Annotated in this window: 24 protein-coding genes; 12 read left to right on the forward strand and 12 right to left on the reverse strand. The window is 70.1% G+C overall.

Going from position 1 to position 21,413, the window contains the following annotated elements; all coding sequences use genetic code 11:
- The first annotated feature begins 119 nt into the window (after window positions 1-119).
- A complete protein-coding gene (locus IE317_RS07885) occupies window positions 120-542 on the forward strand; it encodes a chromosome partitioning protein (protein WP_191307731.1) in 423 nt (140 codons plus the stop codon).
- 71 nt (window positions 543-613) lie between these two features.
- Window positions 614-2,617, forward strand: coding sequence for a tetratricopeptide repeat protein (locus tag IE317_RS07890; RefSeq protein ID WP_191307733.1), 2,004 nt, complete (start codon window positions 614-616; stop codon window positions 2,615-2,617).
- An 11-nt stretch (window positions 2,618-2,628) separates the two neighbouring features.
- Here the strand turns inward: IE317_RS07890 and IE317_RS07895 are convergent, their stop codons facing one another.
- Window positions 2,629-3,357 (reverse strand): alpha/beta fold hydrolase, encoded by a 729-nt coding sequence (locus IE317_RS07895; RefSeq protein WP_229902536.1) that lies wholly within the window; start codon window positions 3,355-3,357, stop codon window positions 2,629-2,631.
- Between the two features lie 38 nt (window positions 3,358-3,395).
- On the reverse strand, window positions 3,396-4,193 hold the full coding sequence (locus IE317_RS07900) for an NAD(P)H-binding protein (protein WP_191307736.1): 798 nt from the start codon (window positions 4,191-4,193) through the stop codon (window positions 3,396-3,398).
- 67 nt (window positions 4,194-4,260) lie between these two features.
- Between IE317_RS07900 and IE317_RS07905 the strand changes: the two genes are divergently transcribed.
- Entirely contained in the window at window positions 4,261-4,635 is a 375-nt protein-coding gene (locus IE317_RS07905) for a winged helix-turn-helix transcriptional regulator (protein ID WP_191307738.1), read from the forward strand.
- On the opposite strand, the gene IE317_RS07910 is transcribed toward IE317_RS07905, so the two are convergent.
- From IE317_RS07910 to IE317_RS07920, 3 genes are all read right to left on the reverse strand, one after another.
- Window positions 4,599-6,182 (reverse strand): carbohydrate-binding protein, encoded by a 1,584-nt coding sequence (locus IE317_RS07910; RefSeq protein WP_191307740.1) that lies wholly within the window; start codon window positions 6,180-6,182, stop codon window positions 4,599-4,601. The genes IE317_RS07905 and IE317_RS07910 overlap by 37 nt on opposite strands.
- Window positions 6,183-6,300: 118 nt before the next feature.
- Window positions 6,301-6,747 carry a nuclear transport factor 2 family protein gene (locus IE317_RS07915; protein WP_191307742.1) on the reverse strand — a complete coding sequence of 149 codons (447 nt, stop codon included), beginning with the start codon at window positions 6,745-6,747 and terminating at the stop codon, window positions 6,301-6,303.
- A gap of 5 nt (window positions 6,748-6,752) precedes the next feature.
- The gene (locus IE317_RS07920; RefSeq protein WP_191307743.1) at window positions 6,753-7,628 is read right to left on the reverse strand and encodes a TIGR03619 family F420-dependent LLM class oxidoreductase; all 876 of its coding nucleotides are present in this window, start codon (window positions 7,626-7,628) and stop codon (window positions 6,753-6,755) included.
- Window positions 7,629-7,773: 145 nt separating this feature from the next.
- Here IE317_RS07920 and IE317_RS07925 point away from each other — a divergent pair, with 145 nt between their 5' ends.
- Complete coding sequence (locus IE317_RS07925; RefSeq protein WP_191307745.1) at window positions 7,774-8,598, forward strand: hypothetical protein; 825 nt, start codon at window positions 7,774-7,776, stop codon at window positions 8,596-8,598.
- Between the two features lie 69 nt (window positions 8,599-8,667).
- On the opposite strand, the gene IE317_RS07930 is transcribed toward IE317_RS07925, so the two are convergent.
- Together IE317_RS07930 and IE317_RS07935 are read right to left on the reverse strand one after the other, a co-directional pair.
- Window positions 8,668-9,474 (reverse strand): Fpg/Nei family DNA glycosylase, encoded by an 807-nt coding sequence (locus IE317_RS07930; RefSeq protein ID WP_191307747.1) that lies wholly within the window; start codon window positions 9,472-9,474, stop codon window positions 8,668-8,670.
- Window positions 9,474-9,947, reverse strand: coding sequence for a ribose-5-phosphate isomerase (locus IE317_RS07935; protein ID WP_191307748.1), 474 nt, complete (start codon window positions 9,945-9,947; stop codon window positions 9,474-9,476). The genes IE317_RS07930 and IE317_RS07935 overlap by 1 nt, the downstream gene beginning before the upstream one ends.
- Before the next feature lie 45 nt (window positions 9,948-9,992).
- Here IE317_RS07935 and IE317_RS07940 point away from each other — a divergent pair, with 45 nt between their 5' ends.
- A complete protein-coding gene (locus IE317_RS07940; RefSeq protein ID WP_229902537.1) occupies window positions 9,993-10,715 on the forward strand; it encodes a 2-phosphosulfolactate phosphatase in 723 nt (240 codons plus the stop codon).
- Window positions 10,712-11,521, forward strand: a complete 810-nt coding sequence (locus IE317_RS07945) for an MBL fold metallo-hydrolase (protein ID WP_191307752.1) — start codon at window positions 10,712-10,714, stop codon at window positions 11,519-11,521. The genes IE317_RS07940 and IE317_RS07945 overlap by 4 nt, the downstream gene beginning before the upstream one ends.
- Here the strand turns inward: IE317_RS07945 and IE317_RS07950 are convergent.
- Complete coding sequence (locus tag IE317_RS07950; RefSeq protein ID WP_191307754.1) at window positions 11,518-12,138, reverse strand: mycothiol-dependent nitroreductase Rv2466c family protein; 621 nt, start codon at window positions 12,136-12,138, stop codon at window positions 11,518-11,520. The genes IE317_RS07945 and IE317_RS07950 overlap by 4 nt on opposite strands.
- A 154-nt stretch (window positions 12,139-12,292) precedes the next feature.
- On the opposite strand from IE317_RS07950, the gene pepN reads away from it, so the two are divergent.
- Together pepN and IE317_RS07960 are read left to right on the forward strand one after the other, a co-directional pair.
- Window positions 12,293-14,860 (forward strand): aminopeptidase N, encoded by a 2,568-nt coding sequence (gene pepN / locus IE317_RS07955; protein WP_191307909.1) that lies wholly within the window; start codon window positions 12,293-12,295, stop codon window positions 14,858-14,860.
- 213 nt (window positions 14,861-15,073) lie between these two features.
- Window positions 15,074-15,442: a VOC family protein gene (locus tag IE317_RS07960; RefSeq protein WP_229902538.1), complete on the forward strand. Its 369-nt coding sequence runs from the start codon at window positions 15,074-15,076 to the stop codon at window positions 15,440-15,442.
- Window positions 15,443-15,499: 57 nt separating this feature from the next.
- Here IE317_RS07960 and IE317_RS07965 read toward each other — a convergent pair whose 3' ends face one another.
- Both IE317_RS07965 and ctaJ read right to left on the reverse strand, forming a co-directional pair.
- The gene (locus IE317_RS07965; protein ID WP_191307757.1) at window positions 15,500-15,988 is read right to left on the reverse strand and encodes a DUF5130 family protein; all 489 of its coding nucleotides are present in this window, start codon (window positions 15,986-15,988) and stop codon (window positions 15,500-15,502) included.
- A complete protein-coding gene (gene ctaJ, locus IE317_RS07970) occupies window positions 15,975-16,223 on the reverse strand; it encodes an aa3-type cytochrome oxidase subunit CtaJ (protein ID WP_191307758.1) in 249 nt (82 codons plus the stop codon). The genes IE317_RS07965 and ctaJ overlap by 14 nt, the downstream gene beginning before the upstream one ends.
- A 278-nt stretch (window positions 16,224-16,501) precedes the next feature.
- Between ctaJ and IE317_RS07975 the strand changes: the two genes are divergently transcribed.
- A complete protein-coding gene (locus tag IE317_RS07975) occupies window positions 16,502-16,864 on the forward strand; it encodes a hypothetical protein (RefSeq protein WP_191307760.1) in 363 nt (120 codons plus the stop codon).
- A 119-nt stretch (window positions 16,865-16,983) separates the two neighbouring features.
- Here IE317_RS07975 and IE317_RS07980 read toward each other — a convergent pair whose 3' ends face one another.
- Window positions 16,984-17,481, reverse strand: a complete 498-nt coding sequence (locus tag IE317_RS07980) for an HNH endonuclease (RefSeq protein WP_191307762.1) — start codon at window positions 17,479-17,481, stop codon at window positions 16,984-16,986.
- Window positions 17,482-17,848: 367 nt separating this feature from the next.
- Here IE317_RS07980 and IE317_RS07985 point away from each other — a divergent pair, with 367 nt between their 5' ends.
- The 3 genes from IE317_RS07985 (at window position 17,849) to IE317_RS07995 (ending at window position 20,866) form a co-directional block, all read left to right on the forward strand.
- Window positions 17,849-18,826, forward strand: coding sequence for a mechanosensitive ion channel family protein (locus IE317_RS07985; protein WP_373308996.1), 978 nt, complete (start codon window positions 17,849-17,851; stop codon window positions 18,824-18,826).
- A gap of 109 nt (window positions 18,827-18,935) precedes the next feature.
- A complete protein-coding gene (locus IE317_RS07990; RefSeq protein WP_378198340.1) occupies window positions 18,936-19,319 on the forward strand; it encodes a globin in 384 nt (127 codons plus the stop codon).
- Window positions 19,316-20,866, forward strand: a complete 1,551-nt coding sequence (locus tag IE317_RS07995; protein ID WP_191307765.1) for a glycoside hydrolase family 13 protein — start codon at window positions 19,316-19,318, stop codon at window positions 20,864-20,866. The genes IE317_RS07990 and IE317_RS07995 overlap by 4 nt, the downstream gene beginning before the upstream one ends.
- Window positions 20,867-21,153: 287 nt before the next feature.
- Here the strand turns inward: IE317_RS07995 and IE317_RS08000 are convergent, their stop codons facing one another.
- Entirely contained in the window at window positions 21,154-21,408 is a 255-nt protein-coding gene (locus tag IE317_RS08000) for a hypothetical protein (protein WP_191307767.1), read from the reverse strand.
- Window positions 21,409-21,413 lie beyond the last annotated feature (5 nt).

Below are 21,413 nucleotides of genomic sequence, written 5' to 3' on the forward strand. Positions count from 1 at the left end.
TTCGCGGTTTTGTGTAGCAACTGGCGTCGTCCGCGCGATCAAGTGTGGACGGGCTCTGGGGTGCGCAGCCGATGGTGCTTCCGGAGGGGATGAACCGGAAGCACGGAACGGAGCGGGACATGACAGGTGTCGAAGTCGCGGTTGCGGCCCTCATCGGGTGGTTCCTCCGCAAAGCGGGCCGAGCCGTCAAGCGGGTCGACGGCATTGCCGACGACGCCGTCGACGTGACCATGGATCGCGTCCACGACGCCGTTCTGGCCAAGCTGGGAAGCGACCCGGCCGTGGCGAAAATGGCCCAGGAAGCCGAGAGCGGCGAAATCAGCTCGCGGACGCGGGACCGGGTACGCATGGCGATCGAGGAAGCCGCCGACGAGGACTCCGCCTTCGCTGCTCAGCTTGCCACCTTAACCCCGGCACCGTCGCAGGTCGGACCCGGCGGCGTGACCATCAAGGGTTCGGTGGAAGCCAAGGACCACGGTATCTCCATCGGCGGCATCACCGGCGGCACGGTCCAGTTCCCTCAGGGGCCGGCGCGGACATAGGGCACTCCGCGACCGGCACCGACCTCGCCCTCGCCACTGGCCCGATCACCGGCGGCACCGCCGTCGGCGGAGTGGGTCGCGACCTGACCGTCACCAACAACTACGCGCCGGTCGCGCCGGTGTTCGCGCAAGTGGTGTCGCCGCAGGTGGCGGGGGTCGCCGAGGTCATCGGGCGCGACCACGAACTCGCCGAACTGCGCGCGGGTTTCGCGGCTCCGCGCAAGAAGCGGGCACCCATGGTCCAGGTCATCACCGGCATGGGCGGAGTGGGGAAGACGAGTCTCGCGCGTGCCTACGCTCAGCAGCACCTCGACGACTACGGCGTCGTCTGGTGGGTCCGCGCCGAGGATTCGACGGCCGTCGACGGCGAGTACCGCGGTCTCCTCGAACTGGTTTACTCCACCGCCGAAGCCAAGCTCGTCCGCAACGCCGTGCAGATCGCCACCGCATGGCTGGCCGAGAGCCGGCAGCCGTGGCTGCTGGTCCTGGACAACGTTCCCGACTCAGCCGCCCTGCGGGGGCTCATCCCGGCTCGGGGTAACGGCCACGTCCTGGTCACCAGCCAAGCCCACCACTGGCCCAACGCCCACGCCGTCCACCACGTGACCCCGCTCGCCGCCGACGCCGCCGTCGAACTGCTCACGACGATGTCCCAGGACACCGACACCACGGCCGCGGCCGAACTCGCCGAAGAACTCGGCGGTCTTCCCCTGGCCCTTGCGCAGGCCGCCTCCTTTACCGCGGTCAACGGCATCGACCTGGCCACCTACCTGCGCTTCTATCGCGAACGCAGCGCCGATCTCCATGCCGACGGCCAGCCCGACGACTACCCTCACACCCTGGCCACGACCTGGCTGCTGGCCATCGGCAAGTTGTCCCCCACCGCCCGGCAGGTCCTCGACACCATCGCCTACTTCGCCCCGGACTCGATCCCGACCTCGGTGCTCCAGCCGCTCGCGTCCGACGAGTTCACCCTCACCAAGGCCGTCGGTGAACTCCTCTCCCACAGCCTGGTCAACCGCGGCGCAGAAGGCTCGATCACCGTCCATCGCCTCATCCAGGCCGTCACCCGGCACCGCATCGGCGACGGCTCCAAGCAAGCCGCCCGGGCTTGCGACCTGGTCAACACGGCGCTGCCGCAACGGCCACTCACCCTGCAAACCATGGAGGAGTTCAACCGCCTCAACAGCCACGCCCTCACAGTCGTCGGCCACATCCCGAAGGATCCGTCGACGTTTGATTTGAGGTACAACCTGGCCTTTCTCCACGGGGACCTGGGTAACGCACGCACGGCTGTCGCGCAGCTGGAAACCCTGGTCGACGACATCTCCCCGGCGCTCGGTATTGAGGACGAGCGTGTGCTCCGTGCACGCCACGGGGTAGCGTTCTGGGTGGAAACCTCCGACACACCGCGCGCCCAGTCACTGCTGCTGGACCTGCTCGAGGTGCAGACCAGGGTACTGGGTGCCGAGCACCCCGACACCTTGATCACGCGGCACGACCTGGCCACTGCTTATATTATCCTGGGCGAGACCGACCTGGCCCACCGGATGCTCGAGGAACTGCTGCCGGTGCGTGCCCGCGTCATCGGACCAAAGCATGTGTACACGCTAGCCACTCGCAGCCGCGTAGCCAATTGCCTGGCGCAGATCGAGCGGTTCGATGAGGCGATCACCATTTCCAAAGAACTGCTGGTCGACGCCATCGACACACTGGGCGCCCTGCACCTTGACACCATTGAGCTCCGAAAAAGTTACGCCAACGTCATCGGCGAGGCAGGCGACCCGACCACCGCCAGAGACCTCTATCTCGAGGTAGTCGATCAGTTCACCGATCAGCGAGGGCCGTATCACCGGAGCACGCTTATTGCCCAACTCGAACTGGCGATTTGGACGGCGCAGGCAGGAAACGCCCAGCGGGCCATGAGCCTTGTGCTACGACTACTCATACGTCTCAGGATCAGCCTCGGGAAAAGCAATGCGCTGGTCAAACAATTCGAGGACGCACTCAACACCATCCAGGGCGGGCCACCGCATCGAGCAGCCGGCAAGCAAGTCAACAAACGGAAGAGCTAACTTCTCCGGTCCTACGCTGGCACGCGGTGCAGCCACTCCGCCAACGTGTCCGCCAGGGCTTGGGGCTGGTCTTCTGGGGTGTGGTGGCCCGCCCTCTCCGGGCGGTGCACCACCTGCAGGGATGCGAAGTTCGCCGCCATCCAGTTCACCATTGGTGGGGTCAGCATCGTGTCGAAGGCCGGGTCGAATGTCACCAGGAGCTTGGGGACTTCCGTCGAAGACGCCAGCCAGCCGTTGAATGCCTCGATTCGGGCCACCACCTCGGGGGGCTCGCCGCCCAATGGCAACGAGCGGGCCCACTGCAGCAGCGGGCGGTGGAACGAGGTCGCGTACTCCGGCGGCAGCCCGGACAGGAAGTTGCCGATCAGGGACTCACCCACGCCCGGGGTCTTGATCGCGCGGAACACCTCCGCTCCCGCCGGTGGGAACTCCTCCCACGACATCGGCTTCAAGACCGCTTCGGTGAACGCCAAGGCCCGGACTCGCGACGGGTGGCGGGACGCCCAGTCCGCCACCAGCGCGCCACCCCAGTCGTGGCCGACCAGGACCACGTCCGTCAACGACAACGAATTGAACCACTCGTCCAGATAGCTTGCGTGCTCCTCGAACGTGTACGCGATGTCCGGCCTCGGGGACTCGCCCATGCCGATCAGGTCCGGGGCCAGGCGCCGGCCCGGCAGGGACGGCATCACGTTGCGCCACAAGTGCGACGACGTCGGATTGCCGTGCAGGAACACCACGGGCGCTCCCGACCCCGACGAACGGTAAGCCAGCTTCGTCACTTGAACGCCCCCGCGAAACGTGCCGCCCACTCCGCGAACGAGCGCGGTTGGCGGCCCAGGACGCGCGAGACGTCCGGGCTCACCAGCTGTTCCTCAGGCGTCGGCGAGCCGAGGATGTCCAGCGTCGAGTCCGCCACCTCCGGCGGCATGAACTCCAGCAACACCGCGCGCACTTCGTCCCGCGACCGCTCGACGAACCGCACCGGCTCCCCCACCGCTTCTCCCAGAGCCGCCGCCTGGTCGCGCGGGGACACCGGCGACGGACCGGTCAGGACATAGGTCCGTCCCTCGTGCGATGCGGAAAGCAGCGCCGCCGCCGCCACCGCGGCGATGTCCTCCGGGTCGATCACCGGTAGCGCCACATCCCCGAACGGCGCGGCCACCTCGCGTGCGGCCCGCACGCTTTCCGCCCACTGGAACGCGTTCGACGCGAACCCGGCCGGGCGCAGCACTGTCCACTTCAGACCCGAGGCCCGTACCGCCTCCTCGAACGCCGCCGGGTGCCGGCCCGTTCCCACCCCCTGCGAGGACAGCAGCACCACCCGTTCGACGCCGGCCTCGCGCGCTCGCTCCAGCACCGGCTCCAACGGCCCACGGAATCCCGGCGGCGCCATCAAGAACAGCGCCGACACCCCCGCGAAGTCCAGCGAGGCCAGCTCACCCTGCCGCACCACGACTCCCGCGGGTGCCTCCGTGATCCGGCGGGACACCGCCGTCACCTCTTCGCCCGCCTCGGCCAGCATCCGCACCAGCGGTGCTCCGACATTTCCCGTCGCTCCCACCACCATGATCATGGGAAGGACGCTACAACCCTCGGTATAGTAGGTACCTAGAGGAAAGTATTGGCTGGAGGCCCGCAAAGTGACCGAGACCACTCCCGAGCAGGCCTGCCCGATCGCCCCGGTGGTCGACATCGTCTTCAGCCGGTGGACCACGCCGATCCTGTGGGCGCTCCACGAGTACGGCCGGCAGCGGTTCGTCGAACTGCAGCGCCGGATCACCACGATCACCCCGAAGGTGCTCACCCAGCGGCTGCGGCAGCTGGAACGGGACGGCCTGATCACCCGGACCTACCACGCCGAGGTGCCGCCACGCGTCGAGTACGAGATCAGCGAACTCGGCCGCAGCCTCGGCCCGCTGTTCGCGTCGCTCTCCGAGTGGTCGGGCAACCTCGGCAAGGTCGAAGCGGCCCGGGAGACCTACGACGCCCGCACCTCCGGGGAGAGGTCCAGGTAGTCGAGGTTCGCCGGGCCGTCGGCCGTCGTCGCCGTCACGCGGACCGTGTGCGAGCCCGACGGCAACGCCACGGAGCGGGCCACCGTGCTCCACGTCGTCCAGGCGCCGGTCGCCGGGAACGGCACCGCGGCGGCGACCACCGTGCCGTCCACCGAGATGTCCACCGGGCGCGCCGCCGCCGTGCCGTTCGCGTAGCCGAACGTCAGCGCCGAGGCCGGTCCCGTCACCTGCCATTCGACGTAGCTGCCGACGGCGTTGGCGCCGTTCGCGAAGCCGGTTCCGGAGAAGCCCGCGTGGTTCGCGTCGATTGTGCCGCCCTCCGAGACGACCGCCGACTCGGCTTCGTAGCGCGTCGGGCCACCGGCACGGGACACGCGGTAGAGCACCGTCGCGTGCGAGGGCACCGACGCGCTGATCGTGCCGGTGGTCGTCCGGGTGGCCTTGCTCCACAGGTCCTTCAGCGTGTACGAGGACGCGCTGCCGATCCCCGTGGCGGACGCGGTCGTGCTGATCGTCGCCGTCGCGGCCGTTTCGTTGGACAGCGCCACCGCGCGGTCACCGTTCGCCAGCACCTTGCTGTAGACGACCAGCCCGCCGTCGGCGCCGAGCACGGTCGCCTGCTTGCCCAGCGGGTCCTGGTCGAGCGCGATGACGTCGGTGTTCTTGAGGATCGCGAAGTTGTCGTCGGACACCTTGCGCAGGTCGCTGCCGATCAGCAGCGGCGCCGCCATCATCGCCCACAGGCTGAAGTGCGTGCGGTACTCCGCCGCGGTCATCCCGCCGTTGCCGACCTCCAGCATGTCCGGGTCGTTCCAGTGGCCGGGACCGGCGTACTGCGCGAGACCGCGGTTGGCCTGCGCCTTGCCGATCATGCTCGACCACTTGTCGGAGATGTCACCGGTGGTGCGCCACAGGTTCCCGACCGGCGCGGCCCACGTCCACGGCTGGTTCTGGCCCCACTCGCAGATGGAGTACGCGATGGCGCGGCCGGACTTCGCGAGCGCGTCCCGCATCGCCTTGTACCGCTGCTGCGCGTCGACGCCCTGGTTGTTGCAGTTGTCGTACTTCAGGTAGTCGACACCCCAGGAGGCGAACAGGTTCGCGTCCTGCTGCTCGTGGTTCAGCGCGCCGGGGAATCCGGCCTTGTTGCAGGTCTTCGTGCCGGCGCTGGTGTAGATGCCGAACTTCAGCCCCTTGGCGTGCACGTAGTCGGCCAGTGCCTTGATGCCGCCGGGGAACCGCGCCGGGTCGGGCACCAGATCGCCCGCCGAGTTGCGGGACGGCAGGGCCCAGCAGTCGTCGATGTTGACGTAGGTGTAACCGGCGTCCTTCAGGCCCTTGCTGACGAAGATGTCCGCGATGCCCTTGATCATCGTCTCGGTGAACTCGGCGCGGCACTGCGTCGAATTCCAGTTGTTGAAGCCCATCGGTGGCGTGCGCAGCAACCCGTTTTCGAGGGCGAGCGCTTCGGGCGGGCTCACCACGAGACCGCTTGCCGCGATCGCGAACGCGGAGACCGCGGTCGCGACACGTCGGAATGAGGACATGCGTACTCCCGGAGGTGGAGACATCAGAGGTCTGCACCAGTTAGTAAAGAGTCCTGCTTATCCGGGAGTCAAGGGATCATGTATCAGATATGAAATCCGGTTTCCGCTGGCCGGGACGTCATTCGGTCACCTGCCGGGCCGTCGCCATCGCGCGCTCGGTCTCCCAGAACGCCCGCACGGACCGGATCAGGCCGTCGTCGCCGACGCGGTAGACGAACACCCCGTCGGTGTCGACGCGGTAGCCGCCCGGGAGGAACGTCGTGATCGTGCCGACGTTGGCCACTTCGTCGCCGCCCGCGTGGGAGTCGCGGATGGTGAACTCGAAGCGCTCGACGTTGGCGATCGTCTTGTCCCAGAACGCGGCGATCCCCTCGCGGCCGTGGTGGCCCTTGCCGTCGGAGTCGAAGAACGACGGGCCGACGGGGTCCTCGACCACCGCGTCCGGGGCGAACAGGGCCAGCCAGCCCTCCTTGTCGCCCGCTGTCACCGCGGTCATCGACGCGAACGCCGCGCGCCGCGCGGGTGGTTGCTCCTCGCCGGTGTCCCAGCTGACCTGCACGCCCATGGGAGTCACTCCTCGAACTTCGCGATGATCTCGGCCCCGAACTTGCGGATCGCTTCGAGCTTCGGCTCGACGGGGGCGTCGAAGCCGACACCGTCGAACACCCACGGCATGGTGATGACGTCCGTGACGCCGGCTTCGGCCTGCGCGCGGTAGCCGTCCAGGCCGAACGCGTCGATGCAGACCGCCTGGTACTCGAACGGGTCGTCCGCGCGGCTCTGCTCGGCCAGCAGCTCCTTCAGCCGGGCGATGGTGGAGCGCAGGTCCTCGAGCTTCATCATCGCCGACGACCAGCCGTCGGAGACCCGCGCGGCGCGCTTCAGCGCGACTTCGGTGTGGCCGCCGATGTAGAACGGCACCCGGCTCGGCGGCGCCGGGCTCATCTGGATCTTGTCGAAGTCGTAGAACTCGCCGTGGTACTCGACCATGCCGCCGTCGAGGATCAGCCGCAGCACGTCGATGGCTTCGTCGACGCGCTTGCCGCGCCGCTCGAACGGGACGCCGCAGTACTCGAACTCCTGCGGCAGCCAGCCGACGCCGAGCCCGAGGCCGAACCGGCCGCCGGTGAGCACCGCGGCCGAGCCGACCTGGCGGGCCAGCAGCACCGGGTTGCGCGAGCCGAGCTTGAGCACCGACGTGTAGAAGCGGATCCGGCTGGTCACCGCGCCCATCGACGCGGTGGCCACCAGCGGGTCCACCCAGGGCGTCTCCCCGGTCCAGAACCGGCTGCCGTCGGGGGTGTACGGGTAGTCCGTGTCCACCGTCTCGGCGTAGAAGAGCGAGTCGGGCAGGGCAATGGAGGCGAAGCCGGCCTCTTCGGCGGCCCGGGCGAGCTCGCCCAGCTGATCGAGGGGGTTCATCGCGATCGACAGGGTGAACTTCATGGCTGAACTATAACGTGTTCTAGTTTTTTCGGCCAGGCCTCGCGGTGGGCCGGATCACTCGGCGGGAACCCTCCGCGTAGCGTCCGCGTTGTCCGTTTCAAAGGTGACCAGCAGTCACCGAGCCCCGAACTTCTGGGAGTGGTCCATGGGCACCGCGATCTTCCTGATCGTGCTCGTCGTCGTGATCGTCGGTGGCGGCCTCTATTTCTCGCGGCAGCGCGCCGCGGCCCGGCAGCGGGAGCTGGACGACGCCAAGGCCGACGCCCGCCGCCTGGTCGAGCGGCTCGGCGGCCAGGTCCTCAACCTCAACGGCAACGACACCGCCTCCATGCAGGCGATGGCCGACGCGAGCGAGCGCTACAACGCGGCCGGCTCCCAGCTGGAGCAGGCTCGCACGATCGAGCAGGCCCGGCTGGTCAAGGACACCGCCGTCGAGGGTCTCTACTACGTCCGCGCCGCGCGCGTCGCGATGGGCATGGACCCCGGCCCGCAGCTGCCGGAGGAGGCCGAGCGCGAGCGCGCCGGAAAGGTCACCGAGCGTCGCGAGGTCGACGTCGAGGGCCAGCACTACGCCGCCTCCCCCGAGGCCGGCCAGGACACGCCGTACTACTACCCCGGCGGCCGAGTCGCGGGCCGTCCGGTGCCGCAGGGCTGGTACAGCGAGCCGTGGTGGAAGCCCGCGCTGGTCGCCGGCGCCTGGGGTCTCGGGTCGATGTTCCTGTTCAGCGCGATGTTCTCCGGCATGAGCGGCATCGCGAGCGCCTCGGCCTGGGAGTCCGGCTACGACGCGGGCCAGCAGGACGCCCTCGAGTCGGGCGACATGGGCGGAGACGGCGGCGGCGACTTCGACGGCGGGGGCGACGGCGGGGGCGATTGGGGCGGAGACGGCGGCGGCGACTGGGGCGGCGGCGGTTTCGACGGCGGCGGCTTCGATGGTGGTGGCTTCGACGGCGGCGGCTTCGACTTCTGAGGCCCGGCCTCGCTTGCAGTGAATGACTCATTCCTGGCGTCGGACGCCAGGAATGAGTCATTCACTGCGTCAGTTCTGGCAGCGGGGGCACCAGTAGAGGTTGCGGCCCACCAGCTCCGAGTTCGCCACCGGCGTGCCGCAGATCAGGCACGGCTCGCCCGCGCGGCGGTAGACGTAGACCTCGCCGCCGTGGCGATCGACCCGGGCCGCGCGGCCCATCGCCTCCGGCAGATGCTCCGGGCGGACCGTGTCGATGCGGCCGACGCGGACGCCGTCGCGCATCAAGGTCACCAGGTCGGCCCACATGGCGTCCCACAGGGCCCGATCGAGGGCACGTCCCGGTGTCAGGGGCGCGACGCCGTGGCGGAACAGCACCTCGGCGCGGTAGACGTTCCCGACCCCCGCGAGCACCGCCTGGTCCATCAGCAGGGCCGCGATCGACGTCCTGGACCGCGAGATCTTCGCCCAGGCCAGCTCCGGTTTCGCGTCCCGGCGCAGCGGGTCCGGGCCGAGCCGGGCCTTGATCGCGTCGGCCTGCTCCGGGGCCAGCAGCTCGCACTTCGTCGGCCCGCGCAGGTCCGTCCAATGTGTCCGGCCGGCCAGCCGCAGCCGGACCTGGCCGACCGGCTCGGGCGCGGGCAGCGGCGACTCGCCGAACGTGCCGTAGAGGCCCAGGTGGATGTGCACGATTCCGTGCGGGCCGTAGTCGTGGAAGAGGTGCTTGCCGTGCGCCTCGGCGCCGGCGAACACCTGACCGTCCAAACGGGACGCTTCGGCGGCGAACCGGCCCTGCGGGCTGCTCACCGCGACCGGGGCGCCGGCGAACCGGCGCTTGTGCAGCCGCGCGAGCCGGTGGAGCGTGTGCCCTTCGGGCATCAGGCCTCCGGCAACGCCGGCGGGGTCCCGGTGCGCTCGTAGTCGAGCAGCTGCTGGACGCGGCGGGCGTGCCGCTCCTCCGGCGAGACCTCCGTCGCCAGGAACGCCTCGACGATCTCGACGGCCTCCTCGGCGGTGTGCATCCGGGCGCCGACGCCGATCAGCTGGGCGTGGTTGTGCTCCCGGCACAGCTTGGCGGTCTCGACGCTCCAGGCCAGGCCGGCGCGGGCGCCGGGGACCTTGTTGGCGGCGATCTGCTCGCCGTTGCCCGAGCCGCCGACGACGATGCCGCGGCTGCCCTCGTCGGCCACCACCCGCAACGCCGTCTCGACGCAGAACGCCGGGTAGTCGTCGTCCGCGTCGTAGACGTGCGGACCGATGTCGGTGACCTCGTGGCCCTGCTTCTCCAGGTGAGCCACCAGGTGGTTCTTCAGCTCGAAACCGGCATGGTCGGATCCCAAGTAGACACGCACGCCTGCGAGTCTGCCACCAGGGCCGATCTCGGGCATGCTCCGGGGGTGGGGATCTGGGAGCAGACCGGCAGCGACGTGCGGCTCGACTGGGGCGCCGAAGGGGTCGCCGCCCTCGGCCGTGAATGCGCGGTGCTGGTGGTCGTCGACGTGCTCTCCTTCAGCACCACCACGGATCTCGTGGTCGCCCGCGGCGGCCGGGTGCTGCCGGTCCGGTGGCGCGACGAGCGCGGCGTGGCCCAGGCTCGCGCGGCCGGGGCGGTCATCGCCGGCGAGGGCCGCTTCACCCTGCGGCCGTCGTCTGTGACGGACATCCCTCCGGGGACCCTGCTCGCGCTCCCCTCACCCAACGGCGCGACGCTGTGCGACGCGGCCGCGGCGACCGGCGCGCACGTGCTGGCGGGCTGCCTGCGCAACGCCTCCGCCGTCGCCGCGAAGGCCGTCTCGCTGGGTGGCCCGGTCGGGCTGATCGCGGCCGGGGAACGCTGGGGGGTGAACATTTTCGGCCACGGCGAAACGTTCGGACCGCTGCGGCCCTGCGTGGAGGACCAGGTGGGGGCCGGAGCGATCGCGGCCGCACTGGCCGGGCACGGGCTCTCGCTGTCCGCCGAAGCCGCGCTCGCCGCGCGGTCCGCCGACGTCACGGCCCTGGCAAGCTGCGTGTCGGGGCGCGAGCTGAGCGAAGCCGGTCACGGCGGCGACGTCGCGCTGGCCGCCCGACTCGACGTGAGCGACACCGCTCCCGTCCTGACCGAAGGAGTACTGGCATGACCGGCCGCTGGATCGAGGTCGCCGAGGGCGTCCACGCCCGCCGCTACGAGGAGCTGGACCTGACCGTCGGGCTGGTGGTGGGCGCCGAGCGCTGCCTGGTCGTCGACACCCGCGGCGACGTCGAGCAGGGCGCCGAGCTGGCCGCCGCGGTCCGCGAGATCACGCCGCTGCCGTGGACCGTCGTCTACACGCACGCGCACTTCGACCACGCCTGGGGCACCGAGGCGTTCCTGCCCTGCGAGGTCTGGGCGCACGAGCGCTGCGCGGCCGAGCTCACCGCGGACCCCGGCGCCCGCCGCGCCACCTGGGAGGCCTACTACCGCAAAGAGGGCAAGCCGGACATCGCGGACGCGATCTCCCGCACGACCATTATCGCTCCGGACCACACCTTCACCGGCCGCGTCGAGCTGGACCTGGGCGGCCGGACCGCGGCCCTGCTGCACCCCGGCCCGGCGCACACGGACCACGACGTGGTGGTGCACGTCCCGGACGCGGCGGTCGTCTTCGCCGGGGACGTGGTCGAGAACGCCGAGGCCGGGTTCAGCGCGTTCTCGTTCAGCTCCGAAACCGACCTGACCGCCTGGCCGGACGCGTTCGACGCGATCCTCGCGCTGGAGCCGCGCGCCGTCGTGCCCGGCCACGGCGACCCGGTGGACGCGGGCTTCCTGCGCTACCACCGGGACGGCCTGCACGAGCTGATCTCGCTCAAGGCGGGCGTGGGCCGCGGCGAAACGACCGAGGTCGCCGCCGTCGCCGCGTCCCGCTACCCCAGCGACGTCACCCTGGCCGCCCTGGAAACGCCCTAGTCGAAGTTCAGGTCGCCGGTCCGGGTGCGCTTGAGCTCGAAGAAGTCCGGGTAGCTCGCCAGCGCCACCGCGCCGTCGAACACCTTCAGGGCGTCTTCGCCACGCGGGATCGAGGTCAGGACCGGCCCGAAGAACGCCACGCCGTCGATGTGGATCGTCGGGGTGCCGACGTCCTGGCCGACCGGGTCCATGCCCTCGTGGTGGCTCTTCTTCAGCGCCTCGTCGTACTCGGTCGAGTGGGCGGCGTCGGCCAGCTCGGCCGGCGCGCCGATCGCGGCCAGTGCCTCCTTGATGACCGTGTCGTAGTCCTTGTTGCCCTGGTTGTGGAAGCGGGTGCCGAACTCGGTGTAGTACTCGCGCAGCATTTCCTCGCCCTTGGCCTGCGACAGCGCCACCGCCACGCGCACCGGGCCCCAGCCCTTCGCCAAGAGCTCCTTGTACTGCTCGGGCAGCTCGTCCCGGCCCTCGTTCAGCACCGACAGGCTCATGATCCGGAAGCGCAGGTCCAGGGTGCGGTGCTTCTCCACCTCGAGGATCCAGCGGGAGGTGATCCACGCGAACGGGCAGATCGGGTCGAAGTAGAAATCGACCTTCGTGGGCTGCTCGGCAGCGGTCATGCGGGCACTCCTGAGTCATGTCTCGATGTGGGCGGACCCCCACACGAGGAGGCCAACACCGGGAAACGCGGGGTTGTTCCCTTATCGCCCGCCACCCCGTCCCCATGATTGGATGCGGGGAGTTGAAAACCGATACCAACGACCAGAGGTGCCTGTGCCCGCCCCCAACCTGACCCGCGACCAAGCCAAGCTGCGCGCGGATCTGCTCGACGTCACCGGTTACGACATCGAGCTCGATCTGACCGACGGCCACGGCGGACCCGGGGAGAAGACCTTCGCGTCGACGACGACCGTCCGGTTCTCCAGCGCCCGGGCCGGCGAATCGACGTGGGTCGACATCGTCGCCGACCGCGTGCACTCGGCCACCCTGAACGGCGCGGACGTCGACGTCAGCGCGTACGTCGAAGACAAGGGCATCACCCTGACCGGGCTGGCCGAGGCCAACGAGCTCACGGTGTCCGCCGACTGCCGGTACATGAACACCGGCGAGGGCCTGCACCGGTTCGTCGACCCGGTCGACGACAGCGTCTACCTGTACACGCAGTTCGAGACGGCGGACGCCAAGCGCATGTTCGCCTGCTTCGACCAGCCTGACCTGAAGTCGGTCTACCGGCTCACGGTGGTCGCGCCGAAGGACTGGAAGGTCGTCTCCAACGCGATCGTGGAGTCCGCCGAGGAGACGCCGGAAGGCGCCGTCCGGACGGTGTTCAAGGAGTCCGAGCGGATCTCGACGTACCTGGTCGCGCTGGTCGCCGGCCCGTACGCCGAATGGCGTGACGAGTACACCGACGACCACAAGACCATCCCGCTCGGCATCTACTGCCGCGCGTCGCTGGCCGAGCACATGGACGCCGATCGCCTCTTCACCGAGACGAAGCAGGGCTTCGGCTTCTACCACGAGAAGTTCGGCACGCCGTACCCGTTCTCCAAGTACGACCAGCTGTTCGTGCCGGAGTTCAACGCGGGCGCGATGGAGAACGCCGGCGCGGTGACGTTCCTGGAGGACTACGTCTTCCGCAGCCGCGTCACCCGCTACGCCTACGAGCGGCGCGCCGAGACGCTGCTGCACGAGATGGCGCACATGTGGTTCGGCGACCTGGTCACCATGCGCTGGTGGGACGACCTGTGGCTGAACGAGTCGTTCGCGACCTTCGCGAGCGTCCTGGCCCAGGCCGAGGCGACCGAGTACAAGAACGCGTGGACCAGCTTCGCGAACATCGAGAAGTCGTGGGCCTACCGCCAGGACCAGCTGCCTTCGACGCACCCGATCGCGGCCGACATCGTCGACCTGCACGCGGTCGAGGTCAACTTCGACGGCATCACCTACGCCAAGGGCGCGAGCGTTCTCAAGCAGCTCGTCGCCTACGTCGGGCTCGACCACTTCCTCGACGGCCTGAAGGTGTACTTCGGCAAGCACGCCTGGGGCAACGCCACGCTGGCGGACCTGCTGGGCGCGCTGGAGGAGGCGTCCGGCCGCGACCTGTCGTGGTGGAGCGCGCAGTGGCTGGAGACCACCGGCCTGAACTCGCTCAGCCCGCGCTACGAGGTCGGCGCGGACGGCAAGTTCACGTCGTTCGCCGTCGTCCAGTCCGGCGCGAAGCCGGGCGCCGGTGAGCTGCGCACGCACCGCGTCGCCGTCGGGGTCTACGACGAGGACGGCTCGGGCAAGATCGTCCGGACCCAGCGCGTCGAGCTGGACGTCGACGGCGAGCGCACCGAGGTGCCGGACCTGGTCGGCCTGCCCGCGGGCAAGCTCGTGCTGGTCAACGACGACGACCTGACGTACTGCACGATGCGCCTCGACCCGGCGTCGCTGACGACGTTGATCGACCGCATCGCCGACATCACCGAGCCGCTCCCGCGCACGCTCTGCTGGTCGGCGGCGTGGGAGATGACCCGCGAAGCCGAACTGAAGGCGCGAGACTTCGTCACGCTGGTGCAGCGCGGCATCCACACGGAGACCGAGGTCGGCGTGGTCCAGCGCCTGCTGCTGCAGGCCCAGACGGCGCTGAACTCGTACGCGGAGCAGGAGTGGGCGGCCTCGACGGGCTGGCCGGCGTTCACCGCGCGGCTGCTGGAGCTGGTCCGGGAGGCGGAGCCGGGTTCGGACCACCAGCTGGCGTTCGTGAACTCCCTGGCGGGCTCGGTGCTCGACGACGCCACCTTGTCGGTGCTGTCCGGCTGGCTGGACGAGTCGGCGCCGCTTCCGGGGCTCACGGTCGACACGGACCTCCGCTGGCGCCTGTTGCACGCGCTGGTGGCCCACGGCAAGGCGGCCGCGACGGAGATCGACGCCGAGCTGGCCCGCGACAACACGGCAACGGGCCGCCGCCAGGCAGAGCGCGCGCGAGCGTTGCGCCCGACGGCGGAGGCCAAGGCCGACGCGTGGCAGCGGGCGGTGTACGACGACGAGCTGCCGAACGCGGTCAGCGACTCGCTGATCTCGGGCTTCTCGCACCCGGGCCAGAAGGCCCTGCTGGGGTCGTACGTGGCTCGCTACTTCGAGGTGATCGACGAGGTCTGGCAGCGCCGCTCGAGCGAGCGGGCCCAGCCGATCGCCATCGGCCTGTACCCGTCCTGGGCGGTGGACCCCGAGACGGTGACGGCCTCGGACGAGTGGCTGAAGGGCGACCACCCGCAGGCGCTCCGCCGGCTGGTTTCGGAGGGCCGGGCAGGAATCGTGCGAGCGCTGGCGGCGCGGGACTTCGACGCGCAGGCTTGATTTCGCGTGGCGGGCCGTGCGAAAGCACGGCCCGCCACCAGCACCGCCCAACCGGGCACGGCACGGCACGGAACCGCCCGGCAGGGCAGAATCCGGCAGCGCAAATCCGGCAGGGCAGCCCGAACCCCTTGTTAAGCTGACCGAGCGGGTGCAGCGTCGGAACGCCCGCCGGCTGACTGTCCTTGGCGCACTCTACGAGCAGAGAGAGCCGCCGTGATCACGTTCGCCGGAATGAGCCTCCCGGTCACCAGTCTCGACCGATCCATCCCCTTCTACACCGCACTCGGCTTCACCCTCGAGGTCCACACAGACCGGTTCGCACTCCTGCGCCTGGACCGGGGCACCCTCGGACTGCTGGAACTGGGAACAGTCGTCGAGCAGGAGGACGAGCGAGTCCAGCGGTTGCGGAAGTTCGTCCAGGTCGAGCTGCTGGCCGACGACCTCGACGAGCTCTACGCAGATCTCGTCGCGCGAGGTGTCCGGGTGCCGGGCCCGCCGCGCGATCGCGGTTTCGAGCGGCAGCTGCAGCTGCGGGATCCGGACGGGTTCACCGTCGAGTTCGCCGACCAAAGCCCGCGCTGACACCGAACGCGAAACGGCCCCGCACCCAACAGGTGCGGGGCCGCAATGCCAAAAGCGTCAGCGAGGCGCCGGACCAGCCTGGTCCGACAGCATCCGCAGGGCGTTCACCAAACCGTTGACCAGCCCGCGAACCAGGTCGCCCTCCTTGAAGGACGCCACCATGCTCGCCACCGCCAGCTTCGCGCCCCGGTCCGGCAGGCGCAGGTGCGCCACCTTGCCCGTGACGATCTCGATCTTCCGCTCGCCCGGCGAGACCGCGATCAGCACCGAGTTCGCCGGGTCCGCCGTCGTCGCGTGCAGGTTCTCCGCCGTCTCCCGGCTCTCCGCCCCGAGCTCGCCGAGGTACAGGCTGAAGTCCAAGCCGGTCTCCCGCGAAGCGAACGTCAGCGCTTCGTCGAGGCGGGCCAGTTGGCGGGTGTTGAACGGCCCGGCGGGCGCCGCCGGCTCGTACATCTTGGCCGCGGACACGCGTCCGGTCGCCGTCAGCGCCTCGCCGTAGCCCAGCTCGGACTCGTCGACGCGCTTGGTCAGCTCACCAGTTGCCACGAGCGCCTCCCGCCGCGGTCGGGGCGCCCTCGGGCGCCGCATTCTCAGTGCCGGCGTGCCGGTGTCCCGCGCCCTCGGGGTTGGCGCTCCACCACATGGCCGGGTACTCCCAGGCCTGGCCGGACCGGTGCCGCGGGGCACCGCCGGACCTGCGTCGGAGCGTCAGCAGCCCGGCGAGGCCGTAGATGGCCAGCGGGATCACGGCGAAGACCACGATCGTCTCGACAACGTTCACGGCGCTGAGCGTATCGGATGACCTCCGCACCCACCGCGCGCGGCGCACTCGACCGTTCGTCGTAAGCCGACTGCCGTCCGCCGCTTGGCTCGCGGCGACTGGAACGTTGGGGCGAAGCCCGTCGGGCCGAAAGGTTGCAACTCAACGTACAGGCGGCCGCACCCGCCGCTGTCGTCTTGTCGGGACCTTGAAATCCTCGTAGCTTTTTCACCTGTACGGGCCTTGCGCCCCGCTCTTCAGCCCCAGCAGGTAACGCACCGGTCCCAGGAGGCCTTGCCATGAACAGCGTCCAGACGTCCGCACAGGCGATCACCGAGACCTCTTCGTCACTGAGCGAGATCGAATCCGTGCCCGGAACGCGTGTGACGGCGGGCACAAGGGTTACCCGGGGTACACGCGTCACTCGCGGTACACGAGTCACCGCGCAAACGCCCGGCACCCGGGTGACGGCGGGCACGCGAGTCACCCGAGGGACCCGGGTCACGCGTGGCACTCGCGTCACGATGGGCACGCGTGTGACGGCCGGCACACGAGTCACCTGCGGCACCCGCGTCACGCGAGGCACCCGGGTCACCCGCGGCACGCGCGTCACCATGGGCACCCGCGTCACCTGCCAGAGCGACTTCGCGCTCGCTGCCTGACCCGTACTCCAGGGCCGCGCGTACTACCTGAGCACATCGCGCAAGCACCCGGCTCGCCCCGGCCGCCGCACAGGCAGCCGGGGCGCCGGCTTGTCAGGGGGCTCCGCCCCCGGTGGAACCTAGGCGGCGGAGCCGAGATACGGCCGCCAGAGCGGATCGGCCTCCTTGGAGTGCGCGAGCAGCCGCCAGTGCGGGCCGTGGGGCGCCCGCGGGACGATCCGCAGCCGCCAGCCGATCTCCGAGAGCAGCCGGTCCGCCTTGCGGTGGTTGCACTTGGCGCAGCAGGCGACGCAGTTGGTCCAGCTGTGGGGGCCGCCCCGGCTGCGCGGGACGACGTGGTCGATCGTCTCGGCCCGCCCTCCGCAGTAGGCGCAGCGGTACCGGTCGCGGTGCATGAGGCCCGCACGGGTCAGCGGTACCTGCGCGCGATACGGTACGCGCACGTACGTGCTGAGGCGGATCACCGAGGGCACCGGCAGCGAAACCTTCGCCGAATGCAGCTCGGTCCCGCCGGGGTCACCGTGGACCACTTCGGCCTTGCCGCACATCACGAGCACGACAGCGCGCCGCAGCGGCAACGCGGTCAGCGGCTCGAACGTGGCGTTGAGCAGGAGCACCCGGCGCCGGCCCCAGGCCGGGGCGGCCGGATCCCGGCCTCTACTACGCTGTCCGGGCGGGCGGGTCACTCCCCCTGGGCGGGTCCCCGGCCCGGCCGGGACGGCTCCGCCGGATGCGGAACCCCCCGGATAGGCACGCAGAACCACCTCTGGCGCCTCGTCGGCCGTGGCTTGGCCGGAGACGCCGCGGGGGCTGGGTTGTCGGTCTGGCACTCGACCACCTCCAGGGGCGTAGGCATAGTCGACCACAGAACAGGCCCCCAGCGCACGTGTGTTACAAGACGTGTCACATCCGCGCGACCCAACATCCACTTGCCGTTGGGGCGGCCGACCCGATCGGAAGGATGAACGAACCGCCGTGCTCTCCCTGCTCCCCTCCGCCGATCCGCCGTGCGTGAAGGACCCCAGCACGTTCTGCTACACGGTGTACGACGTCACGCACAACCTGTGGCTGGCGGGTTCGGCGAACTGGCTGATCACCAAGCCGGTCAAGATCCTGATGATCATCGTGATCGCGTTCCTGGTCCGCATGCTGGTGAGACGGCTGATCAACCGCATCACCACGCTGCCGAAGACCGGCGGCAAGCTCCCGTCGCTGCTGCGCCCGCTGCGCGAGCGCGCGCCGGAGGTGCTCGGCTCCGCCGTCATCGAACGCCGCCGCCAGCGCGCGATGACCATCGGCTCGGTGCTGAAGTCGCTGGCGACGTTCCTGATCTACGGCCTGGCGTTCATCCTCGTGCTGGGTGAACTCGGCATCAACCTCGGCCCGATCATCGCGTCGGCCGGCATCATCGGGGTCGCGATCGGGTTCGGTGCGCAGAACCTGGTCAAGGACTTCCTGTCCGGGATCTTCATGATGGTCGAGGACCAGTACGGCGTCGGTGACGTCGTGGACGTCGGCGAAGCGTCCGGCACGGTCGAGTCCGTGGGCTTGCGGATCACCACCCTGCGTGACGTCAAGGGCACGGTCTGGTACGTCCGCAACGGCGAGGTGCTGCGCGTCGGCAACTCCAGTCAGGGCTTCGCGGTGGCCGTCGTCGACGTGCCCCTCGGCTACACCGCCGACGTCGAACGCGCGACGACGGTGCTCGCGGCCGCGGCGTCCGCGGCCACCGAAGGTGACGCGCTGAAGGACAACGTCCTCGAGCCGCCGGAGATGCTGGGTGTGGAAGCCGTCACACCGGAGGGGCTCTCGCTGCGCCTGACGGTCAAGGTGCGGCCGGGCAAGCAGTGGGCGGTGCAGCGGGCGCTGCGGGCCCAGCTGCTGGCGGCCCTGGAGGAAGCCGGCTTCGAGCCGCCGCTCGGCCGGCTGTTCCCGCCCGCGGCTCCGGCGGCCGGGAAGTAGCGGACGCGGACGCCATTACGCTGGGGAGCGGGTTCACGACGAACCGGTACCGAGCGGACCGGGCGTCGGGAACCCGCACCCCAAGGGCAAAATGGAAGGCGTGTCTGCAGTGAGCGAACCGGCGAACCTCTACGAAGCGATCGGCGGCGAACCGACGTTCCGCCGGATCGTCGGGCGGTTCTACGAGGAGGTCGCGCGCGACGAGATCCTCCGCCCCCTGTACCCCGAAGAGGACCTCGGGCCCGCCGAAGAGCGGTTCCGGCTGTTCCTCATCCAGTACTGGGGCGGCCCGCACACCTACTCCGACCAGCGCGGGCACCCGCGGCTGCGGATGCGGCACGCGCCGTTCAAGATCGGGCCGCTCGAGCGGGACGCGTGGCTGCGGTGCATCCGGATCGCCGTCGACGAAGAGAACCTGGAAGAGCCGTACCGCGGGCAGCTCTGGGCCTACCTGGAGATGGCTGCGCACAGCATGATGAACAGCTTCGTATGAGAGAGCCAGCCTGGTGGCGCGATGCCGTCTTCTACCAGGTCTACGTACGCTCGTTCGCCGATTCGGACGGTGACGGCGTCGGAGACCTGGAAGGCATCCACTCCCGGCTCGGTTACCTGGAGCTGCTGGGCGTCGACGCGCTGTGGCTGACGCCGTTCTACCGCTCCCCCATGGCCGACCACGGCTACGACATCGCCGACCCGCGCGACGTCGACCCGATGTTCGGCACCCTCGGCGACTTCGACGTGCTGCTCACCGAGGCGCACAAGCGGAACATCAAGGTCACCGTCGACGTGGTCCCCAACCACACCAGCAACCAGCACGCCTGGTTCAAGTCGGCGATGGCGGCGGCCCCGGGCAGCCCGGAACGCGACCGCTACATCTTCCGGGACGGCGTCGGGCCCAAGGGCGAAGACCCGCCGAACAACTGGATCAGCGCCTTCGGCGGCCCGGCGTGGACGCGGGTGCCGGACGGGCAGTGGTACCTGCACCTGTTCGCGCCGCAGCAGCCGGACCTCAACTGGGCCAACCCGGAGGTCGCCGCCGACCTCGAACGCACCTTGCGGTTCTGGCTCGAACGCGGTGTCGACGGCTTCCGCATCGACGTCGCGCACGGCATGGCCAAGCCGCCGGGCCTGCCGGACATGGACCCCCGCGCGGACCCGCTGGGGCCGAGCCACTACTACGACCCGCGGTGGGACCACGACAGCGTCCACGAGATCCACCAGATGATCCGCAAGGTGCTCGACGAGTTCCCGGACGCGATGGCGGTCGGCGAGGTCTGGGTGACCGACGAGGAGCGCCTGTCCCGCTACCTGCGGCCCGACGAGCTCCACCTGGCGTTCAACTTCCGCCTGGTGCTGACCCACTTCGACGCCGACGCCATGCGCACGGCCATCGAGCGTTCCCTGGCCGTCCCGGCCCGCACGGGCGCGCCGGCGACCTGGACGCTCGGCAACCACGACGTCTGGCGGCAGGTCAGCCGCTACGGGGGCGGCGCTTCGGGGGTACGCCGGGCGCGGGCGATGGCCTTGGTCGAGCTGGCGCTGCCGGGCGCGGTGTACCTGTACAACGGCGAAGAGCTGGGGCTGGCGAACGTTTCGCTGTCGCCCTCGGACATGGCCGATCCGCGGGCCAAGACCAGCGGGGCGGAGTTCGGGCGGGACGTCTCGCGGGTACCGCTGCCGTGGGAGGGCGGCCTGCCGCCGTTCGGGTTTTCGCGGAACCCGCGCACGTGGCTGCCGATGCCGGCTTCGTGGGCCGGGTTGACGGTGGAGAAGCAGATCGAGGACGCGGACTCGACGCTGTCGCTGTACCGCGCCGCGATCGAGCTCCGGAAGACGCATCCGGCGTTCAGCGGCGACGAGCTGGAGTGGTACGGGGCTCCGGCCGGGTGTTTCGCGTTCCGGCGGCGTGGGGGCGGGCTGGTGTGTGCGTTGAACACGTCGGCGTCGCCGATTGCGCTGCCGCCGGGTGAGGTGCTGTTGTCGAGCAGTCCGCTGGTGGAGGGGAAGCTGCCCGCGGACTCGGCCGCCTGGCTGGTCTGAGGCTTTCCAAGCGCAAGCACCCCAAGGCGGCCTTGGGTGTGTCTGACGCACCCAATGTGGCCTTCGGTGCGTCTGACGCACCGAAGGCCACATTGGGGCGCTTTCAGTCGGACTGGAGGTAGGGCGCCCCCTCGGGACCGCCGGCGCTCAGGTTGTGCACAAGCCTGCGGCGATGTGGACAAGCCGACCGCTGGTGTAGCTGAATGGCGGGTTTCGGTCGTACCCCGCCGATACGCTGGAAGCGGGGGCAGCCCCCAGGGAGGGCGGGCCGTGCGCCGGCGTGGGTCTCAGCCCGGCTGGTCCCCCGAACCCGAGCCGTCGTCGAAGGCGCCGCTCGCCAGCCAAGCCACCAGCGCCGCGGCCTGGAGGTAGGGCGCCGCCTGGGCGGCCGCCCGGCCCGCCGCACGCGTGCGGCCCCACCTCTCAGGTCTTTCCGCGGGCGCCGGCGCCCGCGAGCCCTCCGGGCGGTCGCGCCGCCACTCCGCCTCCGGAACGCGGACCTCGGCGAGGAAGTCCGCGGTCGGGTCTTCGTCCCGGGTCATGCCTC

The sequence above is a fragment of the Amycolatopsis bullii genome, assembly GCF_014654205.1.
GTDB classification, from domain to species: Bacteria; Actinomycetota; Actinomycetes; order Mycobacteriales; family Pseudonocardiaceae; genus Amycolatopsis; species Amycolatopsis plumensis.

Excerpts from the sequence above, each read along its gene's own strand:
- IE317_RS07885 (WP_191307731.1), top strand. The coding sequence starts at position 120 with ATGACAGGTGTCGAAGTCGCGGTTGCGGCCCTCATCGGGTGGTTCCTC.
- IE317_RS07900 (WP_191307736.1), bottom strand. The coding sequence starts at position 4,193 with ATGATCATGGTGGTGGGAGCGACGGGAAATGTCGGAGCACCGCTGGTG.
- IE317_RS07910 (WP_191307740.1), bottom strand. The coding sequence starts at position 6,182 with ATGTCCTCATTCCGACGTGTCGCGACCGCGGTCTCCGCGTTCGCGATC.
- IE317_RS07915 (WP_191307742.1), bottom strand. The coding sequence starts at position 6,747 with ATGGGCGTGCAGGTCAGCTGGGACACCGGCGAGGAGCAACCACCCGCG.
- IE317_RS07920 (WP_191307743.1), bottom strand. The coding sequence starts at position 7,628 with ATGAAGTTCACCCTGTCGATCGCGATGAACCCCCTCGATCAGCTGGGC.
- IE317_RS07925 (WP_191307745.1), top strand. The coding sequence starts at position 7,774 with ATGGGCACCGCGATCTTCCTGATCGTGCTCGTCGTCGTGATCGTCGGT.
- IE317_RS07930 (WP_191307747.1), bottom strand. The coding sequence starts at position 9,474 with ATGCCCGAAGGGCACACGCTCCACCGGCTCGCGCGGCTGCACAAGCGC.
- IE317_RS07945 (WP_191307752.1), top strand. The coding sequence starts at position 10,712 with ATGACCGGCCGCTGGATCGAGGTCGCCGAGGGCGTCCACGCCCGCCGC.
- IE317_RS07950 (WP_191307754.1), bottom strand. The coding sequence starts at position 12,138 with ATGACCGCTGCCGAGCAGCCCACGAAGGTCGATTTCTACTTCGACCCG.
- IE317_RS07975 (WP_191307760.1), top strand. The coding sequence starts at position 16,502 with ATGAACAGCGTCCAGACGTCCGCACAGGCGATCACCGAGACCTCTTCG.
- IE317_RS07995 (WP_191307765.1), top strand. The coding sequence starts at position 19,316 with ATGAGAGAGCCAGCCTGGTGGCGCGATGCCGTCTTCTACCAGGTCTAC.
- IE317_RS08000 (WP_191307767.1), bottom strand. The coding sequence starts at position 21,408 with ATGACCCGGGACGAAGACCCGACCGCGGACTTCCTCGCCGAGGTCCGC.